The 17,406-nt window shown below is 70.8% G+C and carries 10 protein-coding genes and 1 tRNA gene; all 11 read left to right on the top strand.

Translation table 11 applies throughout. The features are described 5' to 3' along the window. Positions 1 to 209: 209 nt before the first annotated feature. The 11 genes from HUV60_RS15135 (at position 210) to HUV60_RS15085 (ending at position 17,367) form a co-directional block, all read left to right on the top strand. A complete protein-coding gene (locus tag HUV60_RS15135; protein ID WP_257850751.1) occupies positions 210 to 2,633 on the top strand; it encodes a sodium-translocating pyrophosphatase in 2,424 nt (807 codons plus the stop codon). Positions 2,634 to 2,829: 196 nt separating this feature from the next. Next, on the top strand, positions 2,830 to 3,417 hold the full coding sequence (locus tag HUV60_RS15130; protein WP_257850752.1) for a small secreted protein: 588 nt from the start codon (positions 2,830 to 2,832) through the stop codon (positions 3,415 to 3,417). Between the two features lie 102 nt (positions 3,418 to 3,519). Beyond that, positions 3,520 to 5,049: a N5-glutamine methyltransferase family protein gene (locus HUV60_RS15125; RefSeq protein WP_257850754.1), complete on the top strand. Its 1,530-nt coding sequence runs from the start codon at positions 3,520 to 3,522 to the stop codon at positions 5,047 to 5,049. A 283-nt stretch (positions 5,050 to 5,332) separates the two neighbouring features. Then, a complete protein-coding gene (locus HUV60_RS15120) occupies positions 5,333 to 5,530 on the top strand; it encodes a hypothetical protein (RefSeq protein ID WP_257850755.1) in 198 nt (65 codons plus the stop codon). Between the two features lie 267 nt (positions 5,531 to 5,797). Then, positions 5,798 to 8,680, top strand: coding sequence for a type I DNA topoisomerase (topA, locus tag HUV60_RS15115; protein WP_257850756.1), 2,883 nt, complete (start codon positions 5,798 to 5,800; stop codon positions 8,678 to 8,680). Between the two features lie 145 nt (positions 8,681 to 8,825). Continuing rightward, positions 8,826 to 12,122: a dTMP kinase gene (tmk, locus tag HUV60_RS15110; protein WP_257850757.1), complete on the top strand. Its 3,297-nt coding sequence runs from the start codon at positions 8,826 to 8,828 to the stop codon at positions 12,120 to 12,122. A gap of 200 nt (positions 12,123 to 12,322) precedes the next feature. Then, positions 12,323 to 13,528: a DNA polymerase III subunit delta' gene (locus tag HUV60_RS15105; protein ID WP_257850758.1), complete on the top strand. Its 1,206-nt coding sequence runs from the start codon at positions 12,323 to 12,325 to the stop codon at positions 13,526 to 13,528. Positions 13,529 to 13,612: 84 nt separating this feature from the next. Next, entirely contained in the window at positions 13,613 to 15,205 is a 1,593-nt protein-coding gene (locus HUV60_RS15100) for an alpha/beta hydrolase (RefSeq protein ID WP_257850760.1), read from the top strand. A gap of 118 nt (positions 15,206 to 15,323) precedes the next feature. Beyond that, positions 15,324 to 15,397, top strand: a tRNA-Thr gene (locus HUV60_RS15095). A gap of 256 nt (positions 15,398 to 15,653) precedes the next feature. Further along, positions 15,654 to 16,295, top strand: a complete 642-nt coding sequence (locus HUV60_RS15090) for a hypothetical protein (RefSeq protein ID WP_257850761.1) — start codon at positions 15,654 to 15,656, stop codon at positions 16,293 to 16,295. A 61-nt stretch (positions 16,296 to 16,356) separates the two neighbouring features. Next, positions 16,357 to 17,367: a hypothetical protein gene (locus tag HUV60_RS15085; RefSeq protein ID WP_257850762.1), complete on the top strand. Its 1,011-nt coding sequence runs from the start codon at positions 16,357 to 16,359 to the stop codon at positions 17,365 to 17,367. Positions 17,368 to 17,406: the final 39 nt, after the last annotated feature.

The following is a 17,406-nucleotide window of genomic DNA, read 5'->3' as shown; positions in this document are numbered from 1 at the left end:
ATCATTCACCTGATCATTCACCTGATCAGGTGAATGATCAGGTGAATGCCTCAGTGGCATGACGGATTGTGGTTCCCGGGCTGTCCGGCGATCATTGCGTGAAGAACATGTACGGCCGTTCACATTCAACGCACTCTGTTTTGATCAGGTCCCGGGTATCTACAATCCCGTCCACATCTTGAGCTCAGCCCAAGCGTCAAGGAGGACGAATGGCGGAGCTTTCGCTCTCACATCAGCCGGGCCAACCTCTCTCCCTCGCAGCTGCCGTGCTGACCGACGGCAACCGTGTGCTCGTGGTGGTCATCGGGCTCGTAGCACTGGCAGCGCTGGCCGTGGCGGGGGTCCTGGTGCGCCAGGTGCTCGCGGCCGGCGAAGGCACCGACAAAATGAAGGAGATCGCCGCGGCGGTCCAGGAAGGCGCGAACGCCTATCTGGCCCGCCAGCTTCGCACGCTCGGCGTATTCGCCGTAGTCGTGTTCTTCCTGCTCCTGCTGCTGCCCGCGGACGACTGGAACCAGCGTGCCGGACGATCGGGTTTCTTCTTGATCGGAGCGGCGTTCTCGGCGGCCACCGGGTATATCGGCATGTGGCTCGCCGTCCGCGCCAATGTGCGAGTCGCCGCGGCGGCCCGCGAGGCGACACCGGCTCCGGGCGAGCCGGAAAAGGATCTCACCGCGGTCTCGCACAAAGCGATGAGGATCGCTTTTCGTACGGGTGGTGTGGTCGGCATGTTCACCGTCGGGCTCGGCCTGCTGGGTGCCGCCTGCGTGGTGCTCGTGTACGCGGCCGACGCGCCGAAGGTGCTCGAGGGCTTCGGACTCGGGGCCGCGCTCATCGCGATGTTCATGCGGGTCGGCGGCGGCATCTTCACCAAGGCCGCCGACGTCGGGGCCGACCTGGTCGGCAAGGTCGAGAAGGGTATCCCGGAGGACGATCCGCGCAATGCCGCGACCATCGCCGACAACGTGGGTGACAACGTCGGCGACTGCGCGGGCATGGCGGCCGACCTGTTCGAGTCGTACGCCGTGACGCTGGTGGCCGCGCTGATCCTGGGCTCGGCCGCCTTCGGCGACGCCGGACTGGCCTTCCCGCTGCTCGTGCCGGCGATCGGCGTCCTCACCGCGATGATCGGTATCTTCGCGGTGGCCCCCAGACGCGCCGACCGCAGCGGTATGAGCGCGATCAACCGCGGGTTCTTCGTCTCCGCGGTGATCTCACTCGTCCTGGTCGCGATCGCCGTGTTCGTCTATCTGCCGTCGTCGTACGCCGAACTCGACGGTGTCACCGACGCGGCGGTCCAGGGCAAGGACGGCGACCCGCGGATCCTCGCGCTCGTCGCGGTCGCCATCGGCATCGTCCTCGCCGCCCTCATCCAGCAGCTCACCGGCTACTTCACCGAGACCACCCGGCGCCCCGTCAAGGACATCGGGAAGACCTCGCTCACCGGCCCGGCCACCGTCGTCCTCGCCGGTATCTCCCTCGGGCTCGAATCGGCCGTCTACACCGCTTTGCTGATCGGCCTCGGCGTGTACGGGGCGTTCCTGCTCGGCGGTACGTCGATCATGCTGGCGCTGTTCGCGGTGGCGCTCGCGGGTACCGGCCTGCTCACCACGGTCGGCGTGATCGTCGCGATGGACACCTTCGGGCCGGTCTCCGACAACGCGCAGGGCATCGCAGAGATGTCCGGCGACGTCGAGGGCGCCGGAGCCCAGGTGCTCACCGACCTGGACGCCGTCGGCAACACCACCAAGGCCATCACCAAGGGCATCGCCATCGCCACGGCGGTTCTCGCGGCGGCGGCGCTGTTCGGCTCCTACCGCGACGCCATCACCACCGGCGCACGGGACGTGGGCGAACGGCTCAGCGGGGAGGGCGCCCCGATGAGCCTGATGATGGACATCTCGCAGCCCAACAACCTCGTCGGGCTCATCGCGGGCGCGGCGGTCGTCTTCCTCTTCTCGGGACTGGCGATCAACGCGGTGTCGCGGTCGGCGGGTTCGGTGGTCTTCGAGGTGCGGCGGCAGTTCCGCGAGAAACCCGGGATCATGGACTACAGCGAGAAACCGGAGTACGGAAAGGTCGTCGACATCTGCACCAAGGACGCCCTGCGCGAACTTGCCACGCCCGGTCTGCTCGCTGTGATGGCGCCCGTCTTCATCGGGTTCACGCTCGGTGTCGGGGCGCTCGGTGCCTTCCTCGCGGGCGCGATCGGCTCGGGCACCCTCATGGCGGTGTTCCTCGCCAACTCCGGTGGAGCGTGGGACAACGCGAAGAAACTCGTCGAGGACGGCCATCACGGCGGCAAGGGCAGCGAGGCCCACGAGGCGACCGTCATCGGCGACACCGTCGGCGACCCCTTCAAGGACACCGCGGGACCGGCCATCAACCCGCTGCTGAAGGTGATGAACCTGGTCGCGCTGCTCATCGCGCCCGCGGTCATCCAGTTCTCCTACGGCGCGGACAAGAACGTCGGCGTACGGGTGCTGATCGCGGTCCTCGCCCTGGCCGTGATCGTCGGCTCGGTGTACGTGTCCAAACGGCGCGGGATCGCCATGGGTGACGAAGACGAAGACGAAGACGAAGACGATGCCGAGCCGGGATCCAAGACGGCCGACCCGGCGGTGGTTTCCTAGGCACGCCACCGAGCCCCAGTTCAAGGTGCGGGCGGGTGGCGCGTTCTGACGACGCGCCGCCCGCCCGTGCGGTGTGCTGCGCGCCTCTCGTCGTGAGCCTTCTCTCGCTGGTGTAAATGGCTTCAATGGTGTTCTTGTCGGACACTTCTCGAGGAGATGTCGCGCATCTGGCGTGTATGTTCCGGGGCCGAGAGTCATGGAAGGGGCCGATCCGGTGAACAAGAAGCTCGCGGCCGCGCTGTCCAGCGGTGCGGTACTGGTACTGACGCTGACGGGATGCGGCGACGACGACAACGAGAAGCTGGACTCCTGGGCGGACCAGGTCTGCGGCGCGGTACAGCCGCAGGCGAAGAAGATCCAGGCCGCCAACGCCGCGATCCAGAAGGAGACCTCGGACAACAGCACCCCGGAAGAGGTCCGGAAGACCGACTCGAAAGCCTTCCAGGACATGTCCGACGCCTACAAGGCGATCGGCGCGGCCGTGACCAAGGCGGGGGCGCCGGACGTCGAGAACGGCGAGAAGAAGCAGACGGACGCGGTCAAGGAACTCAACAGCATCTCCACCTCGTACGCCTCCCTGAAGAAGCAGGTCGACGGGCTCGACACCGACGACCAGGCGAAGTTCGCCGACGGTCTGAAGGACATCGCCGCCGAGCTGGACAAGCTCAGCAAGAGCGGCAACGACGCCCTCAAGACGCTGGAGGAGGGCGAGGTCGGCGAGGCGATGGCCCGGCAGCCCAGCTGCAAGACGGCCACCGGTTCGGCGCAGTCCACGACGGGCTGACCGCACGCCGGCGCACAGCCGCCCTCACTTCGTGACCACGGCGGCCACCGCCGCGGCGGTCGTCGCGGTCACGGAACGCGCGGGGTGAGGGCGGCGGCCACAATGGAGGGTGTGAGTAACACCGGCCTGTCACCCCTGCCCTCGTCCGACCGTCCCGACACCGCCGCCCGCCTCCGGGACGCGCTGCTCGGGGCCTCCTTCACCGCCGACGGACTGCTCGAACTGCTCGGCGCCCCCGCGTACGCGGCGCTGGCCCGCAGCGAGACCGTGCCCGCCTTCCGGGCCACGCGCGGAGACACCCCGCTGGAGACGCTCGTACGTCTGTTCCTGTTGCAGCAACCCGTTCCGCACGCGCGCGCGGCGGAGGTGCTGCCCGTCGACGCCTGCCTGGAGGACGGGTGGCTGGCCCGCGCCGGCGCGGGCGACGTCACCGCGACCGTGGACGTACGGCCGTACGGAGGGCCCGCGGACGAGGACTGGTTCATCGTGTCCGACCTCGGGTGCGCGGTCGGCGGCGCGGGCGGCATCGGCAGTGCGCACGCGGGCGTCGTCCTCGGCGTCGGCGGGGCGTCCACGACCCTGGCCGGCATCACCGTCCGCACGCCCGTGGCCTCCGCGCTCGACCTCGGTACCGGCTCCGGCATCCAGGCACTGCACGCCACCCGGCACGCCACGCGCGTGACGGCCACCGACGTCAACCCGCGCGCGCTGCACATCACCGCGCTCACCCTGGCCCTCTCCGGGGCCCCGGCCACCGACCTGCGCGAAGGGTCGCTGTTCGCACCGGTCCGCGCGGACGAGAAGTACGACCTGATCGTGTCCAACCCGCCCTTCGTGATCTCGCCGGGCGCGCGGCTCACCTACCGCGACGGCGGTATGGGCGGGGACGATCTGTGCCGCACGCTCGTTCAGGAAGCGGGAGAACGGCTCGGGGACGGAGGGTTCGCGCAGTTCCTCGCCAACTGGCAGCACGTCGAAGGGGAGGACTGGCAGGACAGGCTCAGGTCGTGGGTGCCTCGTGGGTGCGACGCCTGGATCGTGCAGCGCGAGGTGCAGGACGTCAGTCAGTACACCGAGCTGTGGCTGCGGGACGCCGGCGACCACCGCGGTGACACGGCCGAGTACCGGGCGCGGTACGACGCCTGGCTGGACGAGTTCGAGGCGCGCGGCGTGAGGGCGGTCGGCCTCGGCTGGATCACGCTGCGCAAGTCGGGTGCCGACCTGCCGTCGGTCACGGCGGAGGAATGGCCGCATCCGGTCGAGCAGCCGCTCGGGGACACGGTGCGGGCCCACTTCGAGCGGCTCGACCACCTCCGCACGCACGACGACGCGGCGCTGCTCGCAGCACGCTTCAAACTGGCCGCCGAGGTGGTGCAGGAGCAGGTCGGGCTGCCCGGCGCGGAGGACCCGGAGCACGTGGTGCTGCGCCAGAACCGCGGCATGCGCCGGGCCACCCGGGTGGACACCATCGGCGCAGGCTTCGCGGGTGTGAGCGACGGCACGATGAGCGCGGGCCGCATCCTCGACGCCATCGCCCAGCTCCTCGGCGAGGACCCGGTCGTGCTGCGCGACCGCACCCCCGCCCAGATCCGGCTGCTGGTCGAGCAGGGCTTCCTGGAGCCGGTGAGGTGACGGTGCGGGACCTCCGGTCCTGATGACGGTGGGGGCGGATCGGGAGGTCGTGAGGCGGATCCGGGACCCGGGAGAGCGGACGTGGAGCCGGGAGGGAGGAGAGGCTCGGGAGGGTGGTGGGTCCGCCAACTTCCGAGTTGTTTCGGACACCCTCACCGAGACCTGCCGCCGTCACACCTGCCGCCGCCCCCGCGTTCACTTCCGGTTCGCCTTCCCGCCGCTCGCGCGTGCCAGCCTCACCCCTGGGCCGGCGCCAGCGGCCGGGAAGAAGGGCTCGGGGGACATGGAAAGCGGACCGGCGATCTTCGCGGGGATGGTGTTCTGCCTGTTCGGGGGCGGGCTGCTGGCCTGGATCGCGATCAGCGTCCGCCGGCGCCGCCCCGTGGCCCAGGGCGTGAGCCCGGTCGCCTCGGTCACCGTCGCGAGTCTCGTCTCGCTGACCTCCCTCCTCGTCGGGGTGTGGTGCCTCACCCGCTTCTGAGGTCCGGCCGAGGAGCGTGGACGAACAGGGGGTTCCGGTAATCGAGAGGGCGCGCTCCGCATAGGGGCGGACAGGGTCTGGGCAGTCCGGGCGGCAGGAACGGTGAAAGTCGGGTTACCGTTCGAGTGGCCGTTGCGGGCTTTTCCCGTTTGACACGGGGGCGGGATGTACCGTCACACTCCGCAGCGTCACGAGCCGTGAATGCAGACCCGACCCCGGGACGAGAGCCCGGAGAGGCCCCAGCGTCGACCGGAGAGAAGAGCGAAGTTGTCCCCGACCAGCGAGACCGCGAAGGGCGGCCGCCGACTCGTCATCGTCGAGTCGCCTGCCAAGGCGAAGACGATCAAGGGCTATCTCGGCCCTGGCTATATCGTCGAGGCGAGCGTCGGGCATATCCGCGACCTTCCCAACGGCGCCGCGGAGGTGCCCGAGAAGTACACCGGTGAGGTCCGCCGTCTCGGTGTGGACGTCGACCATGACTTCCAGCCGATCTATGTGGTCAACGCCGACAAGCGGGCCCAGGTCAAGAAGCTCAAGGACCTGCTGAAGGAATCCGACGAACTCTTCCTCGCCACCGATGAGGACCGCGAGGGCGAGGCCATCGCCTGGCACCTGCAGGAAGTGCTCAAGCCGAAGATCCCGGTCAAGCGGATGGTCTTCCACGAGATCACCAAGGAAGCGATCCGCGCGGCCGTGGCCAACCCGCGCCAGCTCAACCAGAAGCTGGTCGACGCCCAGGAGACCCGCCGCATCCTCGACCGCCTCTACGGCTACGAGGTCTCGCCGGTCCTGTGGAAGAAGGTCATGCCCCGGCTGTCCGCCGGCCGTGTCCAGTCCGTCGCCACCCGGCTCGTGGTCGAGCGGGAGCGTGAGCGCATCGCGTTCCGTTCCGCCGAGTACTGGGACCTGACCGGCACCTTCGCGACCGGCCGCGCCGGGGACCCGTCGGACCCGTCGACGCTCGTCGCCCGTCTGCAGTCCGTCGACGGCAGGCGCGTCGCGCAGGGTCGCGACTTCGACTCCCTGGGGCAGCTGAAGAGCGCGAACACCCTCCAGCTCGACGAGGCGAACGCCCGCGCCCTGGCCGCCGCCCTGGAGAACACCCGGTTCTCCGTGCGGTCCGTCGAGTCCAAGCCGTACCGCCGCTCGCCGTACGCCCCGTTCCGTACGACGACGCTGCAGCAGGAGGCGAGCCGCAAGCTCGGCTTCGGTGCGAAGTCCACCATGCAGGTCGCGCAGAAGCTGTACGAGAACGGCTACATCACCTACATGCGTACGGACTCGACGACGCTGAGCGGGACGGCGGTCTCCGCCGCCCGCGCCCAGGTCACACAGCTGTACGGTGCCGACTACCTGCCGCCGCAGCCGCGCACCTACGCCGGCAAGGTGAAGAACGCGCAGGAGGCGCACGAGGCGATCCGCCCCTCCGGCGACCGCTTCCGCACCCCTGCCGAGACCGGCCTGACCGGCGACCAGTTCCGGCTCTACGAGCTGATCTGGAAGCGGACCGTCGCCTCCCAGATGAAGGACGCCACCGGCAACTCCGTCACCGTGAAGATCGGTGGCGCGGCGGTCGACGGACGCGACGTCGAGTTCACCGCGTCCGGCAAGACCATCACCTTCCACGGCTTCCTGAAGGCCTACGTCGAGGGCGCGGACGACCCGAACGCCGAACTCGACGACCGCGAGCGCCGGCTGCCGCAGGTCACCGAGGGCGACCCCCTCAGCGCCGAGGAGATCACGGCCGACGGCCACGCCACCAAGCCCCCGGCCCGCTACACCGAGGCGTCGCTGGTCAAGGAACTGGAGGAGCGGGAGATCGGCCGCCCGTCGACGTACGCGTCGATCATCGGCACGATCCTCGACCGCGGCTACGTGTTCAAGAAGGGCACGGCCCTGGTGCCGTCCTTCCTCTCCTTCGCCGTCGTCAACCTGCTGGAGAAGCACTTCGGCCGACTCGTCGACTACGACTTCACCGCGCGCATGGAGGACGACCTCGACCGCATCGCGCGCGGCGAGGCGCGGTCCGTGCCGTGGCTCAAGCGGTTCTACTTCGGCGAGAGCGCCCCCGACAGCGACTTCCCCGCGGGCGGCAGCAGCAGCGGCGCGGCCGAGGCGGGCAACGGCGACGGGGACCACCTCGGCGGTCTCAAGGAGCTGGTGACCGACCTGGGCGCGATCGACGCACGCGAGGTGTCGTCTTTCCCGGTGGGCGACGGCATAGTGCTGCGGGTCGGCCGTTACGGCCCGTACATCGAGCGCGGCGAGAAGGACTCCGAGAACCACCAGCGCGCCGATGTCCCCGAGGACCTGGCGCCCGACGAGCTGACGGTGGAGTACGCCGAGGAACTGCTCGCCAAGCCGAGCGGTGACTTCGAGCTGGGCACCGACCCGTCGACGGGTCACCCGATCGTCGCCAAGGACGGCCGTTACGGCCCGTACGTCACGGAGGTCCTCCCCGAGGGCACCCCGAAGACCGGCAAGAACGCGGTCAAGCCGCGCACGGCCTCCCTCTTCAAGTCGATGTCCCTGGACACGGTGACGCTCGAGGACGCGCTGAAGCTGATGTCGCTGCCGCGCGTGGTGGGCGCCGACGCGGAGGGCGTGGAGATCACCGCACAGAACGGCCGGTACGGGCCGTATCTGAAGAAGGGCACCGACTCACGGTCGCTGCAGTCCGAGGATCAGCTCTTCACGATCACGCTGGAGGAGGCGCTGGCGATCTACGCCCAGCCCAAGCAGCGTGGGCGGGCCGCGGCCAAGCCGCCGCTGAAGGAGCTGGGCACCGATCCCGTCAGCGAGAAGCCGGTCGTCGTCAAGGACGGCCGCTTCGGCCCGTACGTCACCGACGGCGAGACCAACGCGACCCTGCGCTCCGGCGACAGTGTCGAGACGATCACCCAGGAGCGCGGGTTCGAGCTGCTCGCCGAGAAGCGTGCCAAGGGGCCCGCCAAGAAGACGGCGAAGAAGACGGCCAAGAAGGCCCCGGCCAAGAAGGCCCCGGCCAAGAAGGCCCCGGCCAAGTCGGCGGCGGCCAAGAAGGCTCCGGCGAAGAAGACGGCGGCCGCCAAGAAGACCGCGGCGAAGAAGACCACGGCCGCGGCGAAGAAGGCGACGGCCGCCTCGAGCGGTGCCGCCGCCGAGGAGTGAGGAGTCTTCGGGGACGGCCCGTTCCCAGGTGTGGATCTTCGCCGGAGGTTCGGAACGCGAACGTCCCGGCAACACTTCGATGCCGGGACGTGCGCATGTCAGGGCGGGAGTCCGGGGTGTCGGTGCGGGCCGATAGGCTGAACGCATGACGCGAGCCGAGCCGCCAACGGACCCTCAAACGGCCCCCGACGACGCCCTGGTCGCGGACTCCCGCGAGCGCGCCGTCCGGGCCCTGCTGCGCAGCCCACAGCAGAAACGCCTCTGGAGTGCGCAGTTCGTGGGCGGTGTCGGGGACATCCTCGCCCTCCTCGTGCTGGTGCTCCTCGCCCTCCAGGCTGCGGTCGTCGGAGGTTCGTTCGGCGGCGGCCACCGGGGCGCCGCGTTCGCAGTGGCGACCGTTTTCGTGGTGCGGATCCTCGCGACGCTGTTGTTCGGCGCCGTCCTCCTCGGCCCGCTCACGTCGCTCACCTCGCCGGGCGGCCCGCTGGACCGTCGCTGGACCATGGTCGGCGCGGACGGACTGCGGGCGGCCCTGCTCATCGTCGCGCCGCTGTGGATCGACTGGACGCCCGACGACGCGCTCGCCCTGCTCCTCGTCACCACCTTCGTGACGTCGGTCGCCGAGCGGTTCTGGACGGTGTGCCGCGAGAGCGCGGCGCCCGCGCTGCTGCCCGCCCCGCCCCTGGAGGGCGCGACGGTGCGGCCGCTGCCGGACCACATGGACGCACTGCGCCGCCTGTCGCTGCGTACGGGCTTCGTGGCGGTGCCCGCTGCGGCCCTCGTCCTCGTCGTCGCGGGACTCCTCAACAACCTGCTGGGCACGGGCATCGCCTGGTTCGGGCAGCACCAGGCGGCGCTCGCCTCGTACGTCGCGGCCGGACTGTTCGCCGCGTCGCTGTCCATGGTGACGTTCCTCGAGCTGCCCGGCACGCGCACCCCCCGCGCGCGGTCGCCGCTGGAGGGACTGCGCCGCCCCAAGAGCGGCACCGGTTCCGGTGCCGGTTCGGACAAGGGCCGCACCGGCGCCATGCCGCTGCTGGTACTCGCGTCCGCGTCCGTGGCCGCCGCGGTGTCGGCCGCCGTCGCCGTGTTCGTGCTGCACGCCAAGGACCTGGGTGGCGGGCCCGTGCTGTACGGCCTGCTGGTGGCCGCGCTGACCGGCGGTGTCGTCGTCGGCATACGGACGGCGCCGGCCCTGCTGCCGTCCCTGTCGCGGCGCCGGCTGCTCGCGCTGGCGCTCGCCTTCACCGGCGTCGCGCTGCTCGCCGCCGGACTCGTGCCGGACGTCACCAGCGTGCTGCTGATCGCCGTGCTGGCCGGTGTCGGCGCGGGCACGGCGGCCAACACCGGGCACACCCTGCTCGGCCAGGAGACCGAGGAGCAGCGGCGGGCCCGTACGACGGAGCACCTGCACGCGGTCGTCCGCCTCTTCGTGGCACTCGGCGCGGTGACCGCCCCGCTGGTGGCCGCGGGCATCGGACCGCACCGGCTGGAGAGCGGCCGGTTCGTCTTCGCGCACGGCGGTGCCGCGTTCACGCTGATGCTGGTGGGCGCGCTGCTGCTGCCGGTGGCCGCACTCGTGCTGGCCAAGGTCGACGACCGTTCCGGGGTGCCGCTGCGCCACGACCTGCGGGACGCGCTGCTCGGCGGCGACGATCCCGGGCCCGCGCCTGCGGGCACCGGATTCTTCGTCGCCCTGGAGGGTGGCGACGGGGCCGGGAAATCCACCCAGGCCGAAGTGCTCGCCGAGTGGATCCGGGGCAAGGGCCACGAAGTAGTGCTCACGCGTGAGCCGGGGGCGACGCCGGTCGGCAAGCGGCTGCGGTCGATCCTGCTGGACGTCTCCAGTGCCGGACTGTCCCACCGCGCGGAGGCCCTGCTGTACGCGGCGGACCGCGCCGAGCACATCGACACGGTCGTGCGGCCCGCCCTGGAGCGCGGCGCGGTCGTCATCTCCGACCGGTACATCGACTCCTCGGTCGCCTACCAGGGCGCCGGGCGCGACCTGTCGCCGACCGAGATCGCCCGCATCAACCGCTGGGCGACCGACGGCCTTGTACCCCACCTCACCGTGCTGCTCGACGTGGCGCCGGAGACCGCGCGCGAGCGGTTCACCGAGGCACCGGACCGGCTGGAGTCGGAGCCCGCCGAGTTCCACGCGCGCGTGCGGGCCGGTTTCCTCACACTGGCCGCGGCCGACCCCGGCCGGTACCTGGTCGTCGACGCCGGCCAGGAGCCGGACGCGGTCGGTACGGTCATCCGGCACCGGCTCGACCAGGTGCTGCCGCTGTCCGAGGCCGAGATCGAGGCCTTGGAGGAAGCGCGGCGCAAGGCCGAGGAGGAGGCCCGCCGCAAGGCGGAGGAGGAAGCGGCGCGCAAGGCGGAGGAGGAGCGCCTGGAGCGCGAGCGCGAGGAGCAGCTGGCCAGGCTGCGTGCCGAGGAGGAGGAGCGCAAGCGGCGCGAGCTGGAGGAGGCGCAGCGGCGCGAGGCCGAACGGCAGGCGGAGGAGGCGCGGCTGCGCGCCGAGGAGGCCGCCCGCCGGGCGGAGGAGGAGCGGCAGCGGCTCCTCGCCGAGGAGAAGGCACGCGCGGAGGCGGAGACCCGCCGCAAGGCGGAGGAGGAGCGCCGCCGCAAGGAGGCCGAGGAGGAGGCGCGGCTGCGCGCCGAGGCCGAGGCGCTGCGCCTGGAGAAGCAGCGCAAGGCCGAGGAGGCACTGCGGCGGGCCGAGGAGGCCCGGCTCCTCGCGGAACAGGCCGCGGCCGCGGCGGCGACGGGCCCTTCCTGGAGGATCGCGCCGATCACGCCGGACGCGCCGAGCGGGTCGGACGCGCCGAGCGGGTCGGACGCGCCGAGCGGGTCGGATGCGTCCCGCGGGTCCGCGTCGGCGGACGAGACGGCGGTGCTGCCCAGGGTGCCGGGCGACACGGCCGGAGCCGGAGAGGACGGGCCGGGTTCCGGTGAGTCCTCGGACCGGTTCCGCAAGGACCGGCGTGACGCCGCGCGGGGCGAGAGCGGGGGACAGCCCGGCTGGGCCAGGTCCTCCCAGCCGTCCGAGGCCGAGGTGACGACCGAGCTGCCGCAGGTGCCGGTTCCGCCGAAGGCGGCCGACGACGAGACCGAGGTACTGCCGGCCGTGCCGCCGCCGAGCGCCACGGAGGAGACGGCGGCGCTCCCCGCGATCACCCAGGACGACGAGGTGACCAGCACGCGCGAGCTGCCCCAGGTCGGCCTCGAGAACATGCCGGACCGGCGCAGGCAGCGCTCGGACTGGGCCGAGGAGACTCCGCTGGACGACCTGCCGACCCTGGCGGACGAACTGCTGGGCTCGCGCGACGACGAGCGCGACGACGAGCGCGACGACGAGCGCGGCGAACCGGGCGAGTACGGCGGACCCGACGAGGGCGGCCGGGGCAAGGACGAGGGTTGGGGACGGCGCCGCTGACACGAGCGGTGGTCCACCGGGGCGTGCCGATGCGGACTGGGCGGGGCGGAACGACGGCCCCGCCCAGCGCTGTTCCCCCCGGGCCGGCCCGGCGCTGGTCCGGGACCGTCGGTGGTCACCCCCACAATGGATTCGGTCACTGAACCCGGCCGATGGATTCAGTGCGTAATGGTGGACGTGACGGAAGGGCGGAGTGACCCATGACCGTGTGGGACGACCTCGTCGGGCAGCAGCGGGTGAGCGGCCAGCTCGCCGCCGCTGCGCGGGACGCCGACGCCCTCGTCACGGCCGCGGCGGCCGACGCCCCATCACCGGAGGCGTCGAGGATGACGCACGCGTGGCTGTTCACCGGCCCGCCCGGCGCGGGGCGCAACCAGGCGGCGCGCGCCTTCGCCGCCGCGCTGCAGTGCGTGAGCCCCGACCGCGCGCTCGGCGGCTCCCCCGGCTGCGGATTCTGTGACGGCTGCCACACCGCCCTGGTCGGCACCCACGCCGACGTGAGCACCATCGCCGCCGTCGGTGCGGTGATCCGGGTGTCGGACATGCGGGACACCGTCCGCAAGTCGTTCACCGCACCGGCGAACGGCCGCTGGCAGGTGATCCTCGTCGAGGACGCCGAGCGGCTGAACGAGAGCTCCGCCAACGCCGTCCTCAAAGCCGTCGAGGAGCCCGCGTCCCGCACGGTCTGGCTGCTCTGCGCCCCCTCCGTCGAGGATGTCCTGCCGACGATCCGCTCCCGCTGCCGCCACCTCAACCTGACCACGCCCTCCGTGGACGCCGTCGCCGACCTGCTCGTACGACGCGAGGGCATCGAGCCGGACGTCGCCGCGGCCGTGGCCCGCGCCACCCAGGGACACGTCGACCGGGCCCGCCGGCTGGCGACCGACCCGGCGGCCCGGGAGCGCCGCGCCGCCGTACTGAAGCTGCCGCTGCGTGTCGAGGACATCGGTGGCGCGCTCAAGGCGGCCCAGGAACTCGTGGACGCCGCCGCCGAGGACGCCAAGCAGCTGGCCGAGCGGACGGACACCAAGGAGACCGACGAGCTGAAGGCGGCACTCGGCGCGACGCAGGGCGGCCGGCTGCCGCGCGGCACCGCGGGTGTGGTCAAGGATCTGGAGGACATGCAGAAGCGCCGCAGAACGCGTACCCAGCGGGACAGCCTCGACGTGGCCCTGACCGACCTCACCAGCTTCTACCGCGACGTCCTCGCCCTGCAGCTCGGTTCCCGCGTCGCCCTCGCCAACACGGACGTCGAGGACATCCTGGAGCGCATGGCCCGGGGCAGCTCGCCCGAGTCCACACTCCGCCGCATCGAGGCCGTCGGCGCCTGCCGCGGCGCCCTCGACCGCAACGTGGCCCCGCTCCTGGCGGTGGAGGCGATGACGATGGCCCTCAGAGCAGGCTGATCACCAGACCGGAACCCGCAACTCGCACGAGGCGCGACATGCACACAGGGCACCCGCACTGTCGCGCAGAGTTACGCTCGGTGTATGCACACATGGCGCACCCTCCACAGGACCCGTACCGGAGCCACGATGTTCGCCGCCGCCGCGCTCCTGGTCTCCGGCTGCTCCTCCGGGAGCACGACGAGCACCATGAGTTCCGCGAGCTCGGCGGCGAAGGCGACCGCGGTGCTGGCCGCCCTGCCCCGCTCCACGCCCGAGGCACTCACGCCGTACTACGAGCAGAAGCCGGCCTGGCGTGACTGCGGAGCGCCCGGCTTCCAGTGCGCCACACTGGAGGCGCCGCTCGACTACGCCGAGCCGTCCGCCGGCGACATTCGCCTCGCCGTGTCCCGCAAGAAGGCCACGGGTCCGGGGGAGCGGCTGGGATCCCTGCTGGTCAACCCGGGCGGACCGGGCGGCTCGGCGATCGGCTACCTTCAGGCGTACGCAGGCGTCGGCTACCCGGAGGAGGTGCGCGCCCGCTACGACATGGTGGCCGTGGACCCGCGCGGTGTGGCCCGCAGCGAGCCCGTCGAATGCCTGGACGGTCCCGAGATGGACGCGCACACGCGGACGGACCTCACACCGGACGACGAGAGGGAGACGGACGCGCTGGTCGCCGCGTACCGGAAGTTCGCCGAGGGCTGCGCGGTGGACGCGCCGAAGCTGCTGCGCCACGTGTCCACCGTCGAAGCGGCCCGGGACATGGACATCGTGCGGGCGGCACTGGGCGACGAGAGGCTGAACTTCGTCGGCGCCTCCTACGGGACCTTCCTCGGGGCGACGTACGCGGGGCTCTTCCCGGACCGGACGGGCCGTTTGGTGCTGGACGGCGCCCTGGATCCGTCCCTGCCGGCGCGGCAGCTCAACATCGAGCAGACGGCGGGCTTCGACACAGCGTTCACGGCCTTCGCGAAGGACTGCGTACGGCAGAGCGCCTGCCCGCTCGGAGGCCGTGGCACCAGCCCCGAAGAGGCCGGCGCACACCTGAAGGAGTTCTTCGGCAAGACCGACGCCCAGCCTCTCCCCACCGGTGACGCCGACGGCCGTGAGCTCACCGAGTCGCTGGCCACCATCGGCGTGATCGCCGCGATGTACGACGAGGGTGCCTGGCCGCTCCTGCGCAAGGCCCTGACGGCGGCGACGAAGGAGAACGACGGCGCCGGACTCCTCGCCCTGGCCGACAGCTACTACGAACGCGACGCCGACGGCGAGTACGCCAACCTGATGTTCGCCAACGCCGCTGTGAACTGCCTGGACCTCCCGGCCGCCTTCGACTCCCCGCAACAGGTGCGCGATGCGCTCCCGGACTTCGAGAAGGCTTCCCCGGTCTTCGGCGAGAGCTTCGCCTGGGCCGCCCTGAACTGCACGTACTGGCCGGTCGGCGCCACAGGCGAGCCCCAGCGCATCGAGGCCAGGGGTGCGGCCCCGATCGTCGTCGTCGGTACCACGCGCGACCCCGCGACCCCCTACCGCTGGGCGGAGGCCATGGCCGACCAGCTCACCTCGGCCCGCCTCCTCACGTACGAGGGCGACGGCCACACCGCCTACGGCCGGGGCAGCGACTGCATCGACTCCGCGATCAACACCTACCTCGTCGACGGCACCCCGCCCGTGGACGGAAAGCGCTGCTCATAGCCGGTACACCCACCCCGGAGGCAGGCCTGTCGGCCCGCCTCCGGGGCAGGTACGGAGCACCATCCGAAACTGTGTAGACTTACCGTCGTCGCTGATCGCACCATCGTGCCAGCAGCACGCCGCCTTAGCTCAGATGGCCAGAGCAACGCACTCGTAATGCGTAGGTCTCGGGTTCGAATCCCGAAGGCGGCTCTGTAGAAGCCCCAGGACTCACTCGCCGTGACCTGGGGCTTTTGCTTTTTTCGGTGTGCCGCAGAGGTCGTTACTCCTCCTCGCTTCGTGCCACCGAATCCAAGGGGTGCGCGAGGGGAGCGCATGAGCGCAGCGCGTGTGCGGAGGGGTGCGCGGCGGGCAGCGCGGCGGCGCTGCTGATCGGATCGGCGCGGCTCCTCGGAGATCACGCCGGTTTTGTGGAAACGCTCCAACCGCTGCTTCTACGCTGGTCCCTGTGGCAGACCCAAAGGACACCCTCGCGTTCAAGACGCTCGTAACGCAGTCGAGCGCCGTGCTGCTGACCCATGGGGTCGAGGTAGAGGCGACATCGGTGCGGGGCGTCGCGGACCACCTCGTTGAGGTCATGGCTGAGCGGGTCGGCGTGGACCACGAGGAAGCCGTCCACCTGGTGACCCCCGAAGCCGTCGCCGAGATCATCATGAAGGCGGCGACCGAAGACAACCGGGGAGCGTCTGTCGGCCCGCACGCGTTGCGGCCGGTGCGGATCGACGACCGTACGGTCAGCGTCTCCGTCGAGGCGCTGGGCCACCTGGTCATGGCCGCATCGCAGGCCGGCAAGTACGCCAGCATCAACGACGACGGGTCAGCGGCGGCCCACCTTCTGGACCTCGCCACCGAGATCGGCGCCGCCTTGGTGAAGGAGCACGACGAGGGAGCCGCCGACGTCGCGGTGGGGGTGCTCGACGAGCTGGCCGAACTGGTGGACGCCGTGGCCGACCGCATCGAGGACGACGGCTGGAGCATCTGCCCCTGCGGAGAGGACCACGACCAGGGGAAGGTCGACGTCGGCACCCTGCCGGTCATGCGTCAGCATGCCGCGCTGGCCCGCGGTCTTGGCCACCAGGTAGAGGGATAGCGCCGGCTCGCACCACCCCTATCCTCGTCTTCACTTATGAGATGAGGGGGGCGTCAGGTCGATGTCCATCAGTCCGTTCGGCCCTGCGGCAGACAAGGCCCGCTCTGAAGGAGCTCGCGCCGAGTTGGATCGTCTATTGAAAGCGATCGACGAATCGGGCAAGCAGGGCAAGCAGCTCGTCGAGCTCTACAAGAAGGAAGCAGCCAAGTACAAGCGGCTTGCTGAGATGGAGCGAGACCGGCGCCGCGAGGTCGAGGCCCAATTGCGGGCCTGCACCAAGCTGCTCGACGAAGGGCCGGACCTTGAGGCGAAGCTCAACTCCATGATCCCCGATCTGGTACGAGCATCAGCGAGCCTTCCGCCGCCGCCTGAGGTGTCCGAAGTTCAGGCGCAGCTTGAGGCAACGGAGAAGGACCGAGACACGTTCGCCGAGTTGCTCGACACCGCGACGAAGGAACGGGACGCGGCACTGCGCGCCCGTGACGCCGCTATTGCCCGGCTGCAGACCCGCCAGAACGACGAGCAACCCCCAGGGGAGGCGGAGGCGTTGAGAGCGCGTCTGTACGCCCCCACTCTCCGTGGCGTGCTTGAACAAGCTCAGTGGCACTGCTCGTCGCTCGTCATTACGGCGGACCTGGACGGGAGAAAGAAGCTGGAGCATCACCAGAAGGCTCCGCACTGGCGGAACCGTCTGGCCGCCACGCTGGCCACCATGCAGGCGTACGCCGAGACCAAGGACCTCGCGCGGGCACGCGGCGGCAAGGCCGGCCCTGAGCTGGCCAATCTCAAGGCGTACTGCGCGAGCCAGCCGTTCCCTCTGTTGGCGGAGGGCAAGGTGGTCGTCAGCGAGGGGCAGACCGCCAGCAGCAGCCCGCGAGGCAAGGCCCAACGAACCCTCCGCGTCCCTGAGTACATCGACCCCTCGGGGAAGGCTGTGATGCTGGAACACATCCGCATCCGCGACGGCGCTCCTCCGGCGCCGCGACTGCACTATCTCGATGACACCGACAGAAGCGGGACGGTCGCCATCGGGTTCTTCGGTGACCACCTGTACAACGCCGGAACCAACTGAGCGCGGAACGCACACCCCGGACGCAGACGAAGGCCGGGC

It is taken from the genome of Streptomyces sp. KMM 9044 (genome assembly GCF_024701375.2).
In the GTDB taxonomy this organism is placed as follows: domain Bacteria; phylum Actinomycetota; class Actinomycetes; order Streptomycetales; family Streptomycetaceae; genus Streptomyces.
This window is presented reverse-complemented; position numbering and strand designations above follow the sequence as displayed.